The following is a 13,017-nucleotide window of genomic DNA, read 5'->3' as shown; positions in this document are numbered from 1 at the left end:
ACGTAAATTGATGAAAAGAAGCCGTTGTGCATCTTTTCTAATCGTTGTGTTAAGTATTGTATAGATATTCTGCCCCCCACCAGATCTAATCCAAATCTTATACAAGCAATAAGAACCCGCCCCTTTATCTTAAGAGGCGGGTTTGTTGATTTTTTGATGTTGGAAACAACGGATCACACTATTTGGAGAAGTGTGCTACTTACTTTACACCTTTCATGTAACTCTGAATCTTAGGTGACAGCAAATAAAGCACCAGACTCAGCACGAGGGCCACCCCACCAATAACTCCGAAGTATAGCATCTCAGTTTCGGGCGTATAGAACTTCACAATCTGTGCGTTAATGGCTTGAGCAGCGGCGTTCGACAGGAACCATAAGCTCATGGTCTGAGCCGAGAAGGCCGCAGGTGCAAGCTTCGTGGTAGCCGAGAGGCCAACTGGCGACAAGCACAACTCTCCGAGTACAACGACGAAGTAGCTGAGGACGAGCCACAATGGGTTAACGAGCGAACCAGCACCGCCAAAGTAAGCCGGCAGTAAAATGATCAAGAAGGACAGACCAGCAAACAGCAAGCCCAGAGAGAACTTCTGCGGTACAGTCGGTTGGCGATTGCCGAGCTTAACCCACAGCCACGCAAATACAGGTGCGAATAGGATGATGAATAGTGGATTCAACGATTGAAACCAAGCCGGTGAAAGATGAATACCCGCGAAGTCCAATTGGGTACGCTTGTCCGCGTAGTTAGCCAGAATCGTAGATCCTTGCTCCTGAATGGCCCAGAACATAATCGCAGCAATAAACAAAGGAATGTACGCAATGATTCGGGAACGCTCAACGGGCGTTGTTTTCGGACTGCGGTACATCACGACAAAATACAAGGTTGGAATCAGTATTCCCAACACGCCAACAAGCTTGATAAAGGTGTCAAACGTAAGTGCGCCTAATAGTATCGCAATCGTAATTAAAGCAGCGAGAACAACAATGCTTACACCAAGAATGGTAAATACCTTTTTCTTCTCGGCAGGTGACAGCGGGTTAACGACGACTGTACCGGCAATACCCAAATTTTTAGGACGAGTTACTACGAAAACAATTAGACCTAGCAGCATCCCGACAGCGGCAAGACCGAAGCCAAGGTGGAAATTATTCATCCCAACTGTTCCTACAACCAGAGGAGCGAGGAAGCTTCCTAGGTTAATCCCCATATAAAAAATACTGAAGCCCGCATCTCGGCGATTATCCTCTTCCTTATAAATATCCCCCACTAAACTGGATACATTGGGTTTCAACAGTCCTGTACCTAATACAATCAAGATCATGGATACAAAGAAAAGCGCGGTATTTCCCGGTATGGCCAGCACGATATGCCCGCACATAATCAAGACTCCACCATAAAAAACCGCTTTCGACGTACCGAATATTCGGTCAGCCAACCAACCTCCAATGATTCCTGACATATATACGAGTGATCCATAAATGGACATGATGGCAAGCGCGATGTCTTCCGGTAACCCAAGTCCGCCCTGCGTCACCTCATAATACATAAAGAATACAAGGATAGCCCTCATCCCATAGTAAGAAAATCGCTCCCAGAACTCAGTGAAAAAGAGGGTGAAAAGGCCCTTAGGATGTCCAAAAAACCCTTGTTGTGGGACACTTTCTATTATCTTCTTCTTATCATAATTGGGCATAACAACTCTCCTTTGATGTCGATATCCTGCTGCAGCGAATTGTATAATAATGAATGTAAATTAATTATAATACTTATTGTGGTTTTACAGCAACCATCCACAGATAGCAATATAAGTAAAAATAAATATGCTTCTTCCAATATTACTATTCCACATGACTGAGGTATTCATCACTCTTTTTTCGATGCTGTTAATTGGGTGTTTTTGGAGGGTAGCTGGGATACGCTTCAGAGCAGAGAGAAGCAAGTGTATGTAAGTGGGGGGGATGAATATCCTGGAGTATGGGGGAAACGGATACTCAGAGAAATCGTGGAACAGGTGAGCAGGGCGGTTAAGCACTTCATATTCTCAAATGCTGTGGCCATTTGCTCCGAATTGAAGAGCCATATAAAACAAGAAACCCGCCTCCTTAACAATAGGGGCAGGTTTCTTGTTATTTCGTACTTGAATCACCGGACACTTCTTCGTGCTCCATTGCATATTCAAAATCATCGATATCGTAAATGGGAATCGGGATTTCGTTCGTAATCAGGCGGTCTACATATTCGAACTGATCAGTAAGTAAGGGAGCCTGCTCACGTATAGCGGTAAGGATAAGTTCCGTTTCGACGGGGTCAAATGTCTCGCCATAGCGGGCGTTATCCATCGCATTGACGACAATGCAGGATACGTTGCCCTGCAAAATAAGCGGTGGACTGTGGCGCCAAGGGGCTGTCAGTGCACGTTCGATCTTCTTCTTGTTCAGCTCGCTCTCGAAGTAGGAGATGAGCTCCTCAATTTGCTGCTTGGCATATACATCTTCCTCGGGATCAGGCATGACCTGGTCACCTTCCAGACGCATTTCGTACAGCTCGAGTATCGTCGTGTATGGAATTATATATTCGACTGGACGCGTCGGCACAGACAGTTGACCATAGACCGCCAGCATGACTGCTTCTATTACGAATTGGCGAGGCTTCATCGTCGTACCTCAACCTCCTTCATCTATGGTGTAAGTGACAGACAAGCAGCCTGTACATATTTATAATACCACCTTGCCCTAACGCACAAAAGAGTAAACGGTACAATTTGTAAACAATTGATACTAAAAAAATAGCCAAACCCTTATTTGAACAAGGATTCGGCCATTTAACGTAGTTTACTAGTAGGTGCGGGCTTCGAAATAATGCCACAGTGCCTTCAAATCCCGGTGGGCAGGATAAGAAGACAGCTGCTCCGTTATATTCCAAGCCTGCTTCATGAACTCATGACTCATTTGGAGCGCTTCATCCAATGTGCCACTGCGATGAATAAGCGCAATTGCCTCGTCGAATGCATCATCTGGTGAATCTGCCTTCAACTCATGTATCTTCGCTGCGATCGATGCGTCACGCATGGCCAGAATGACCGGCAGCGTTGCATGTCCGTTTCGCAGATCGACCCCAGCAGGCTTGCCGAGTGATTCCGAAGATTGGGTGAAGTCGAGAATGTCATCTCTGACTTGGAACGCCATCCCGAGCTGATCGCCGAATGCGTACAACTGATCGATTACGTGTTCATCAGCGCCTGCTGCCTTCGCACCTAGCTGCAGGCAAGTTGCCATCAAGAGTGCCGTCTTGTTGCGCGTCTTCTCCCAATACGCATCAAGTGACAGGTCGAAGTTGTATTTCAACTCCAGCTGCTGATATTCACCTAGACACAGCTGTGTCGTTGTAATCGACGCCAGATCATGTGCGTAAGGCTCATGATCCTTGCCGCTAGCTGTTAGCAATTCGATGACACGGCACATAATGTAGTTGCCAATGTGAACCGCGTCATAAATGCCTGTCTTGCAGTGCAGCGCTGGCTGGCCTCGGCGCGTATCAGACTGATCCAGGATGTCGTCGTGAATAAGTGACGCTACATGAATAAGCTCGGCAGCAGAGGCAAGTCGGTAGACATCTTCGGATTCCACGTCTGTGCCGAAGCGGCTGCCTACGATTGTCATCATAGGTCTAAGACGCTTGCCTCCTGCACGGATGAGATCCAACACGCTCTTCGCGACAATGGATCGGGAGGGGACATCCGGATCGTGCAGAATAACGCGTTCCAAATCCCGATTAATTCGCCTTAGGGAGATGTTCAGCTGATCGCTCAGCGTACCGTTAAATGATGCCATAGGAAGCCACCTGCTTATAATGAGTGGACACGAAACGGCCCATTCGTTGATGAAGCATCATATCCGAGGCAGTGCCCTCGACACGGCGAATCTGGATGCGCTTGTTCGTCGTTGCCAAGTCTATAATGAGCTGTGTCATTCCGTGGCGAACGGCGAATTGATAGTACAGGCTGAGCAGGAAATCACCGTCCAACACAGCCTTGCCCGCGAGCTGTTCATCCTGCGGAACATGTTGATGTGTACGCAGTGCTTGACGAAGCAGCCAGTAGCAGCCGAGCAGCACTTGACGTTCCTGCTGCTGCATATCGTACGCATTCAGCATGCGAGCCATGTCGAGCAGCAGATGTTCATCCGTTCCAGCCGCCAATTGAATGCCGGTGATCGGCGGGAGATGCTGTGCCAGAAGGTCACTTGTTTGATTCAATAGTTGCCGATTCATGGGAACCCCCCGCTTCCCTCAGAAATAAGGAAAGTAATGTGACACGAAGTACACATTACTTTTCCAGTACACCATACCATCTATTCTTGTTGAGCAATTAATCCGTATACAGGTACCAGCGCTTCACGAACGGAATCTTCTTCCAAATTCGCTTCAGGCGTGGATACAGGTAGTAGTCCAGACCGAACGTGCTGCCGGAACCGCCGATAAGCGCGATGCCGCCGAAGAAGTACCAGAACATTTCATAAGGAGCCATACCGGACGTGTAGATCATGACGCCCATCGCAACAGTTCCGATCGATGCGATCGCTGTGAACAAGCCCAAGATCAACATAATACCGAAGATAACCTCAGCTGCAACCATGCAGCCTTGGAAGATGTAAGCCATTGCTGTATAGCCGCCATCGTTTGTATAGAACATCAAATCCATCGACCAATCGACAATGCCCTTGACGAAATCAGGCACTGGAATCGCCTTGATAGCCGTACTTGCACCTTCAACAGCGGATGCTGCTGTCTGTGCGTCAACCGTTGTATGAACTGCATCAACCGCTTGAGAAGCTGCAGTCACACCATCCATCGCCTTAGGCGGGATGAGGAACATCTGCGAAGGATCCTTCAGCAATTTCGATGCCTTCTCCCAACCTTGGGATAACCACATGAAACCGATATAGATCCGAAGCGGAACAAGCCAGAAATTCGGGGAACGCTTAGCAAAATGTCCACCGACGAAGCTGCGGCGATTCTTCACATGGAAGAATTCGTGCATCATGTAAGACCAGATCTTATGGAAGCCAAGTACTTGCAGGAAGTACACAATATTAATCATATGCTTGAAGAACATGGCCATGAAGCCAGTGAAGTGGAACATTTTCTTCGGCGTGCCGATAGCGGCTACCCCGTAGCGTCCACCGATACATACCATCGTACCGTGGAAGGTTGGCTTATACGACTTATGTGTGCCATTCTTCAAGTCAGCCACGATATTATGTGCGATAAGACCAGCAGAGTGCTCGGCGTTCTCAACCATTTGCGGTACAGGACGCTCTTCGCCTTCCGGAATATAGAAGATGTTGTCGCCGACAACATACACATTTTTGTGATCAACGGACTGCAATTTGTCATTTGTCAAAATGCGCTTGCGTCCTTGCTGCTGAACATCGAGGTTGCCTACAAGGTCAGAACCTTCGACACCGGCAGTCCAGATAACCGTGCTCGATTTGATTTCATTATCGCCAAGGACAACGGAATTCGGCGTAACGCCGGAAATCTTCGCACCTGTGATAATTTCAACTTTCATTTTGCGGAGATACTTGTCCGCTTTGTCAATGAGCTTCTGCGGCAGGATTGGCAGGATTTTCGGAGCCATATCTGCTACGACGAGGCGAACCTCAGACTCGTCCACATGGAACTCATGGCACAGCTCTTCGCGATATTCCGCCAATTCGCCGACCATTTCGACACCAGTGAAGCCGGCGCCAACAACGACGAATGTGAGCATTTGCTTGCGCAGCTCTGGATCTGAGATCTTCGTCCCGTCCATGAACATTTGACGAATTTGTTGTTTCAGTTTAACTGCATCCTCGAACGACCAGAGGGAGAAGGAATTCTCTTCTGCACCCTCGATACCGAAGAAGGATGGCTTACAGCCTGTACCGATAACAAGATGGTCGTAATTGTAGGATTTCTTTCTGCCATGCAGCTTCTGTCCGTTGAAATCAATGTTCTCGATCTCATCCAGCACAACGTCTACTTTCAGACCTGCAAAGATTTGCTTCAGGTCCATTTTGATTGCTTCTTCTTCGACGCGGCATGCTGCAACCTCGTGCAGCTCCGTCATCATCGTATGGAAAGGTTTACGGTCGATGAGCGTAATGCGAATGTCTTTGTCTTTCTTCAGACGCTTCGCCAGCTTTTTCGCTGTCAGTACGCCACCATAACCGCCGCCCAATACAACGATCTCTTTCATGGTTTCACCCCGTTGTAATGCTTATTTGTCAATATTTAAAAATTGAACTATCTAATGCGAACAAGGGAGCTCCGCGAATAAAAAAGCGATATATGGCTCTCAAGCATTCATACGCTGCTTGTGCCCATTTTGCTTTCCTACTGCGGAGCTTCCGTGTTATCTCTATGTGATCAAGGAAGGAGTAGACTTATCTTACTTCGCGTTAGCCAGTGCTTCTTGAGCAAGTTTCACGAAGCTGCCAACGTGGATGGATACGCCGGATACAGCGTCTGTTTTACCTTCGTTGTTTACAGCGATCGCAGCTGGATCTTGCTTAGCGATAAGTTCTTGCTCCATTTTTTCAGCTTGCTCGTGCCATTCAGAAGAAGCACCGCCAGCTTTCATACCGTATTTGCCGTCTTGAGATTGCTTTTTCTTGGAATCTCCGCCGTCTTTATGAACGCCATCCCAGTTTACAGCTGTGATTTTGCCGTCTTTAACTGTGATGTCCATTGTTTCTTTCCAACCGGATTTCTCATCGAAATCAGGAGATTCTGCATGGAAGTCGCCGTCTTTCAATGTTACTTGAGCAGCGTCTTTATTCGCTTCTGTTGATGTGTTTGTTTCAGGTTGTTTTGCAGTTTCCTCTTTCTTATCTCCACAACCAGCCAACATACCTACTACCAATACTGCGGATAGTAACAGTACAAGTTTCTTTTTCATAAAGAGTCCCCACCTTTTCTTTAGTTCAAAATTACTTTGTGAAAATTATAACTAACTGATTTACACTGTCATTTTAACATTAACTACCTCTATTGAATGTGATATATGTCACACTTAAAGGGTAAATCTTTAACTAAACCAAACTTTTTCCACGACGGTTTATTAGCTGCGCATTGACGATGCAGCTATGTATGACAATATATTCCCTCCATATCGCTCACAATATACGAGAGATGCGACGGTAACGTTCATCCATCCATGTTAAATAATTGCTTCCACTTAATATAAAGGATAATTGCATCGCATTTCAGTGATATTTTTCTATTGGCATGAACGATATGCATATGGTAAAGTTATGGCTTGCGCCTAGGCGCCGCGGTTCGTAACCATCCCGCGTAATCAAAACTAGGGAGGAAGTTTATTATATGTTCAACTTTACTTGGGGCATTCTGTTCGTACTTGCGAACTTTGCCTTCTTCTTGATTTGTTACCGGGCATTTGGCAAGTCGGGACTATATGCTTGGATTGGTGTAATGACGGTTATCGCCAATATCCAAGTTGGGAAGACGATTGAAATGTTCGGCATCGTCATGACGCTCGGCAACACGGCGAATGCAACGCTGTTCTTGACAACGGATCTGTTGAATGAAAAGTTCGGCCGTAAGGAAGCGAAGCGCGCAGTGTGGTTCGGGTTCTTCACGTTGATTATGACGACGATTATTATGCAGATGGCTCTTCGCTTTACGCCTGAGGCTTCTGATATGGCGCGTACGGCACAAGCATCGCTGTCGAATATTTTTGATTTGATGCCGCGCCTTGTCGTAGCAAGCTTGACCGCGTATTTCGTCAGTCAGTTCTTAGATGTGAAGCTCTTTAGTTGGGTGAAGGAACGATACCCGAAGGCAGGCCAATTGTGGATTCGAAGCAATGGTAGTACAGGAATTAGCCAAATGGCGGATTCGCTCGTATTTTGTACGATTGCGTTTGCCGGCATCGTCCCTTGGGATGTATGGTTCCAAATCTTTATTACTACTTATGTCATTAAGCTCATCATCTCGGTGTTGTCGACACCAGTTCTATATTGGGCTAGAAGCTTCCCTGTTCGTGAAGATATGGAAGGGCAGCAAGCGAAGTAGGGAGCGCCAATGGTTGACTTAGTAACCGGTTCTAGCTTTCTTAATAAATGAAGACCCCGATACCGATATGAAGTTCTCCCTGTCAAGTGATGGGAGCCTATCATGGTGTTGGGGTCTTTGTATAGGGAGTTTGTCCGAGCGGTTCGCTCCCTGAGGGATTTTTTTTATGATCATGATTCAACCGGCAGTTCCGCATGTATCGTCACGGAACCATTCTCGCTCGTTGCCCACACGCGTCCTCCTGCCCGTTCCACGATGTCGCGCACGATCGAAAGCCCAATGCCCGCACCACCGTACGTGCGCGAGCGTGAAGGATCAACCCGGTAAAATCGTTCGAACAAAAGCGTCAGATGCTCGGGTGCAATCTCCGCTCCAGTATTCATAACCTCCACGCGGAGCATTTTAGCGTTTGCTTGCATCGATAAACGAACCGAATGACCATTCGGCGTATAGCGCATCGCGTTGTCGAACAGATTCTCAAATACGCGTAGGGCGTGAACTTTGTCGATCATGACGCAGACCGGGGAGGAAGGTACATCCTCTTGAAAAACAATTGCTTTTTCCTCCCATATCGGCATATACCTTGAAGCGGCTTCTTGGGCAACGGATCGGAGATCGACCGGATTTGAGGGAATGGCCGCTTTCAAATCGCTCTCCGCCACAGCCAGACGGTGAATGTCCTCCACCAGACAAACGAGCCGCTCTACTTCGTGGTAACATTTATCGAGCGTTTCGGGCTTTGCGGAGAGGACGCCGTCTTTCATCGCTTCCATATAGCCCCGTACCGTAGATAGCGGATTTCTGAGCTCGTGGGCTACGTCCGCCACAAGGCTTCTTCGAAGCTGTTCGATCCTCTCAAGTTCCTTGCCCATTTGGTTGAATGAACGAGCCAAATCGCCGATTTCGTCGTTCGATCGAATCTTTGCCCTCACGGTATAATCCCCGCTCGCGACTCGCTCAGTCAGCTTCCGCATCCCGGACAAGGGGCGGACGATCGAACGGGTGAATATCCAGTTAATCCCAATGGAGAGGGGGATGATCGCTAGACTGGTATATAGAAGATAACGCCCCGTAGCCGATTGGAACATGAGGAAATTTTGGTACACCATCAAGCGGTTTTCTTCTATCAGTTGAAGCGTGTACTGACTAAATCCAATGCTTATTCCGGCTACCAGCAAAATTAAGACTAGCGCGTTAATCGCCAGGAGCTTGTAAATGAGTTTGATTTTCACCGTTTACCCTTCCTTTAACCGGTAGCCGATGCTCCGGACGGTTTCAATGAGATCGAATCCGGGATCAGTATCACGGATCTTTTGCCGGATATTGCCGATATGCACATCCACGATGCGGTCGACAACATCTTTATCGCCCAGCGGATACAGCACGTTCAGCAAATGCTCGCGGGTACAGACTTTTCCTTGCATTTTGAGCAAGGTGATGACAATTTGAGCTTCCTGGTACGTGAATTGCAGGGGTGCTTTCTTCCAATAAAACCGATGGCTTTCGGATTCGTATAACAAATTCGCGTTATTGTTCAAAATGAGCCCCGAAGCTTTCCGCTCCGACGTACGCATCCGGCGTAGAATTGCCTGCATCCGGGCGACGAGTTCTCGCGGGCTGAACGGTTTGCACAAGTAATCGTCGGCCCCGCGTTCCAAACCCCGGATTTTGTCCTCTTCCTCGATTTTAGCCGTAAGCATGACGATAGGCGCGCTGCTGATTTTGCGTATTTCCCAGCATGCCGTAGTACCGTCCATGAAAGGCATCATAATATCCAGAATGATGAAAGATGGAGCCTTAGTTTTCACCAGTTCAACAGCTCGCTGCCCATCGCTCGCGGCAAGCACTCGGCAGTTCAGTGCCCCAAAGTATTCCTGCAAAAACGAGACGAGCGAAGCATCATCGTCCGCAATCAGAATAGGGCCTTCAAGCTGCAGCTTATCCATCGGAACATTCACCTCCACGGCTATCATTTTATCAGACATGATGCTCTCGTGTTCTTTATATGATCTTTACAATTCTCCGTTACATTGGTCAAGAGCCCCGTCTTACGTTGGCTCAAAACCTTTTCAGAGAGGCGATGAGTGAATGATGGTAAACAAAATGATAAAACCTGTACTTTTTGCCGGAATGGTACTTTCCGTTATTCAACCGGCCATTATTTTGGCTGCTGACAACAATTTGGCTTCGATCTCGGCTGCAGGAAACAACACCATTGCGGCAATTCGCCCCTTTGACGGCGAGATTATCAATAACTCACTGGCCGTAAGTCCCGACGAGCAAACTGCGGTTGTCTCGGATAGTCGTCAGCCATGGATTCGAGTCTATGATCTTGCCCAAGGAACTTTGCGTAAGGAGATCCGCGGCTTTGTCACACCAAGAAACATTATGTTCATTAACGGCGGTTTGCAGTTTGTCGTTTCGGATAGCACACTGGGCACCCTGCGATTTTACAACACGGAAGACCTGGCATTGAAGGATGAGGTTGCAGTGGGTCAAGGCGCATTTGGAACTGATGTCACCGCGGACGGAAATACCATGTATGTCAACAATGAAGCCAAAAGTACAGTAACGGTTGTTGATATCGGGCAGCATAAGACGACCGCTGTCATTCAGGGATTCTCCCAACCTCGTCAAGGGATAAAAGTATCTCCCGACGGTCGTTATGTGTTTGTTACTAACTTCAAGGGAGACAAGGTATCGGTTGTGGATGTCAAAACCAATGCAATCGTCCATGAGATCCACGGATTCTCGAAGATTCGAGCGATTTCAATATCCGCCGATGGCTCTACCATGTATGCGGCAAACGGCGGGCGTAATAGTATTGCCATAGTGGACATCTCACAAGGCAAAATAATTGGCGAGGTAAAGGTTGGGCGCGATCCTTACGGCGCATCCCTTTCTCCTGATGGAAAGATCCTTTTTGCCAGCAACAAGCTGGATAACTCCATTAATATAATCAGCACCTCCGACAACAGCAGCATCGGGAGTATAAAAGGATTTTTAGAGCCCCGGCAAGCGATCAGCTTCAGCAAGGATGGGAACTTTGCTTATGTCCTTAATCGCGATCTCTCCATTTCTCGAGTGGATGTGAAGGCTGGTATGATTCTTGATACTGTAAGCGATAAAGATGATATTTATTATGATGTCAAGGTCAATGTTAAAGGCAATCCGATTCAAAGTGAAGAGTATCCTTATTATAAATCCAAAGCCGACATCATTTATGTTCCTGTACGTTTCGTTTCAGAGGCTTTGGGTGCAACAGTGGAATGGAATAATGATTTTCAAACCATTCAAATCAACTACAACGGCAAAATCAATTCAGTTAACGTGGGAGGTAAAACCGCATTGGCAGGTGATCAACAGATCCAACTCGATGGTCCGGTTGAAAAAAACGGGGAACGCACCTTTGTTCCGTTAAGCTTTATTTCGAAAGTCATGGGAGCCAGCGTAAAGTGGGATAATCCAAGCAGAACAGTAAATATTACGCCGGTTAAGTAATGATATAAAACGCTGCCTAGTCAATTGGTAGCCCTTGCATGAGCTTTGATTGATGAACATGTTCTATTAAACGATTGAAGCATCATTGTTTAGAACCAGTCTGTCAATCCAATCATCGTAATAAGGCCAAGAATGAAGGAGACGGTGGCCGACCGCTGATGTCCGTCTCCATGACTTTCAGGAATCAGTTCTTTATACACAATGAACATCATTGCCCCTGCTGCAAAGGACAGCCCATATGGAACCAGATTGCTCACATAAGAGCTAAGTGTGTATCCGAGCATGCTGGTGACAATCTCAACGACGCCTGTTAAGGTGGCGATGCCAAGCGCTTTCCAGCGATTGATGTTCTGATTGACGAGGAATAGGGCGACGAGGAAGCCCTCTGGTGCATTCTGCAATCCAATGGAAAACGCGATTAACGGCCCAAGTGTATCATTGCTGCTCGCATAACTGACGCCGACAGACAAGCCTTCCGGCAAATTATGAAGGGTGATGGCCGCAATGATAAGGAATGATTTCTGTTCGATATTGATGCGAATTCGTTGATTCGGATTCTCCAAATCCATATGAGGCAGGGAATGCTCCAGCCACAGCAGCACGAAGCAGCCAAGCAGTAAGCCGAATGCAATCACGAACACATTAGAGCTGGCAAGCGCTTCGGGGATAAGATTGAACATTGAAGCTGTTGTCATGATCCCTGCTGTATAGGCGAGAAGGATATCCCTCATACGGTGAGACATGCTCCTCATGAACAAGATCGGGATGGCCCCGATGCCTGTGGATAAGGCGGAAATGGTGCTGCCGATTAACGCTTCTGTCATACTACTCTTCATCCCCTTGCTCGAATCCGGTATTCGAATTGAATTGATATTTGGTGATCGTATCATACAGACATCCTCTACGCCAAGAAATCAATGAGGTAATTATTTTGAGCTAAAATGGAAGATTGTCCCTTGTTTCACATGGAACTTTTTTCGACAGGAATCTAGTGAATATGAGCAATCTGCTGTCATAAAGCATACGAATAACGAAGTTGATGGGAGATATAAGCATTGCCCCAATGATCAGCGGACACTTTGCAATTTCTGTTTGTCACTGGACTTTCTGATGGATGAGGACTATAATTACCCGTGTAATATGGTAGCTTCGATAACTGCATATGCACGCTAGGGGTGCTGGAATTTGGCCGGCTGAGATTGTATCCCATTAAGATACCGACCCTTACACCTGATCTGGGTAATGCCAGCGTAGGAAAGACGTTGAACCGCGTCATTATTGTTATAATTAGGTTGCTTGCTTATTCGTCATGCTCTGCATGAATGTGCGCTGCTTTGGGCAGAATGGACATAATTGCTGTACGGATGAACGAATGCCGGATGACCTTATTGACGTGATTCATCGTATGATGCACATTCGCATATACGCGTAGAACGGCACACA

At 47.1% G+C, this 13,017-nt stretch carries 11 protein-coding genes and 1 riboswitch; of the genes, 2 read left to right on the top strand and 9 right to left on the bottom strand.

Translation table 11 applies throughout. The features are described 5' to 3' along the window. Positions 1 to 199 precede the first annotated feature (199 nt). The 6 genes from ABN764_RS07465 to ABN764_RS07440 form a co-directional block, all read right to left on the bottom strand. Positions 200 to 1,690 (bottom strand): peptide MFS transporter, encoded by a 1,491-nt coding sequence (locus tag ABN764_RS07465; protein WP_021257254.1) that lies wholly within the window; start codon positions 1,688 to 1,690, stop codon positions 200 to 202. Positions 1,691 to 2,123: 433 nt separating this feature from the next. Next, positions 2,124 to 2,651, bottom strand: coding sequence for a hypothetical protein (locus ABN764_RS07460; RefSeq protein ID WP_021257253.1), 528 nt, complete (start codon positions 2,649 to 2,651; stop codon positions 2,124 to 2,126). Positions 2,652 to 2,831: 180 nt separating this feature from the next. Continuing rightward, positions 2,832 to 3,827, bottom strand: coding sequence for a polyprenyl synthetase family protein (locus tag ABN764_RS07455; RefSeq protein WP_065293880.1), 996 nt, complete (start codon positions 3,825 to 3,827; stop codon positions 2,832 to 2,834). Then, entirely contained in the window at positions 3,814 to 4,266 is a 453-nt protein-coding gene (locus ABN764_RS07450) for a hypothetical protein (RefSeq protein ID WP_021257251.1), read from the bottom strand. The genes ABN764_RS07455 and ABN764_RS07450 overlap by 14 nt, the downstream gene beginning before the upstream one ends. Positions 4,267 to 4,363: 97 nt before the next feature. Then, complete coding sequence (locus ABN764_RS07445) at positions 4,364 to 6,235, bottom strand: FAD-dependent oxidoreductase (RefSeq protein WP_028533364.1); 1,872 nt, start codon at positions 6,233 to 6,235, stop codon at positions 4,364 to 4,366. Between the two features lie 192 nt (positions 6,236 to 6,427). Next, positions 6,428 to 6,937 (bottom strand): FMN-binding protein, encoded by a 510-nt coding sequence (locus tag ABN764_RS07440; RefSeq protein ID WP_446671448.1) that lies wholly within the window; start codon positions 6,935 to 6,937, stop codon positions 6,428 to 6,430. A 425-nt stretch (positions 6,938 to 7,362) separates the two neighbouring features. On the opposite strand from ABN764_RS07440, the gene ABN764_RS07435 reads away from it, so the two are divergent. Then, entirely contained in the window at positions 7,363 to 8,073 is a 711-nt protein-coding gene (locus ABN764_RS07435) for a queuosine precursor transporter (protein ID WP_446671447.1), read from the top strand. A 170-nt stretch (positions 8,074 to 8,243) separates the two neighbouring features. Here the strand turns inward: ABN764_RS07435 and ABN764_RS07430 are convergent, their stop codons facing one another. Together ABN764_RS07430 and ABN764_RS07425 are read right to left on the bottom strand one after the other, a co-directional pair. After that, positions 8,244 to 9,305 (bottom strand): sensor histidine kinase, encoded by a 1,062-nt coding sequence (locus ABN764_RS07430; RefSeq protein WP_446671446.1) that lies wholly within the window; start codon positions 9,303 to 9,305, stop codon positions 8,244 to 8,246. 3 nt (positions 9,306 to 9,308) lie between these two features. Then, complete coding sequence (locus ABN764_RS07425; RefSeq protein ID WP_081819963.1) at positions 9,309 to 10,058, bottom strand: response regulator transcription factor; 750 nt, start codon at positions 10,056 to 10,058, stop codon at positions 9,309 to 9,311. A gap of 103 nt (positions 10,059 to 10,161) precedes the next feature. Between ABN764_RS07425 and ABN764_RS07420 the strand changes: the two genes are divergently transcribed. Beyond that, positions 10,162 to 11,574 (top strand): stalk domain-containing protein, encoded by a 1,413-nt coding sequence (locus ABN764_RS07420; RefSeq protein WP_446671445.1) that lies wholly within the window; start codon positions 10,162 to 10,164, stop codon positions 11,572 to 11,574. Between the two features lie 89 nt (positions 11,575 to 11,663). On the opposite strand, the gene ABN764_RS07415 is transcribed toward ABN764_RS07420, so the two are convergent. Further along, a complete protein-coding gene (locus ABN764_RS07415) occupies positions 11,664 to 12,398 on the bottom strand; it encodes a ZIP family metal transporter (RefSeq protein ID WP_021257244.1) in 735 nt (244 codons plus the stop codon). A 337-nt stretch (positions 12,399 to 12,735) separates the two neighbouring features. Further along, a riboswitch (TPP riboswitch) is annotated at positions 12,736 to 12,849 on the top strand. The last annotated feature ends 168 nt before the right edge of the window (positions 12,850 to 13,017 follow it).

The organism is Paenibacillus wuxiensis (assembly GCF_040195695.1).
Lineage (GTDB): Bacteria > Bacillota > Bacilli > Paenibacillales > Paenibacillaceae > Paenibacillus_B > Paenibacillus_B suaedae.
Note: the sequence above shows the minus strand (reverse complement) of the source record. Positions and strands in the feature narration are given on the sequence as shown.

Coding starts and splice junctions, on each gene's coding strand:
- ABN764_RS07465 (WP_021257254.1), bottom strand. CDS start 1,690: ATGCCCAATTATGATAAGAAGAAGATAATAGAAAGTGTCCCACAACAA.
- ABN764_RS07460 (WP_021257253.1), bottom strand. CDS start 2,651: ATGAAGCCTCGCCAATTCGTAATAGAAGCAGTCATGCTGGCGGTCTAT.
- ABN764_RS07455 (WP_065293880.1), bottom strand. CDS start 3,827: ATGGCATCATTTAACGGTACGCTGAGCGATCAGCTGAACATCTCCCTA.
- ABN764_RS07450 (WP_021257251.1), bottom strand. CDS start 4,266: ATGAATCGGCAACTATTGAATCAAACAAGTGACCTTCTGGCACAGCAT.
- ABN764_RS07445 (WP_028533364.1), bottom strand. CDS start 6,235: ATGAAAGAGATCGTTGTATTGGGCGGCGGTTATGGTGGCGTACTGACA.
- ABN764_RS07440 (WP_446671448.1), bottom strand. CDS start 6,937: ATGAAAAAGAAACTTGTACTGTTACTATCCGCAGTATTGGTAGTAGGT.
- ABN764_RS07435 (WP_446671447.1), top strand. CDS start 7,363: ATGTTCAACTTTACTTGGGGCATTCTGTTCGTACTTGCGAACTTTGCC.
- ABN764_RS07425 (WP_081819963.1), bottom strand. CDS start 10,058: ATGTCTGATAAAATGATAGCCGTGGAGGTGAATGTTCCGATGGATAAG.
- ABN764_RS07420 (WP_446671445.1), top strand. CDS start 10,162: ATGATGGTAAACAAAATGATAAAACCTGTACTTTTTGCCGGAATGGTA.
- ABN764_RS07415 (WP_021257244.1), bottom strand. CDS start 12,398: ATGACAGAAGCGTTAATCGGCAGCACCATTTCCGCCTTATCCACAGGC.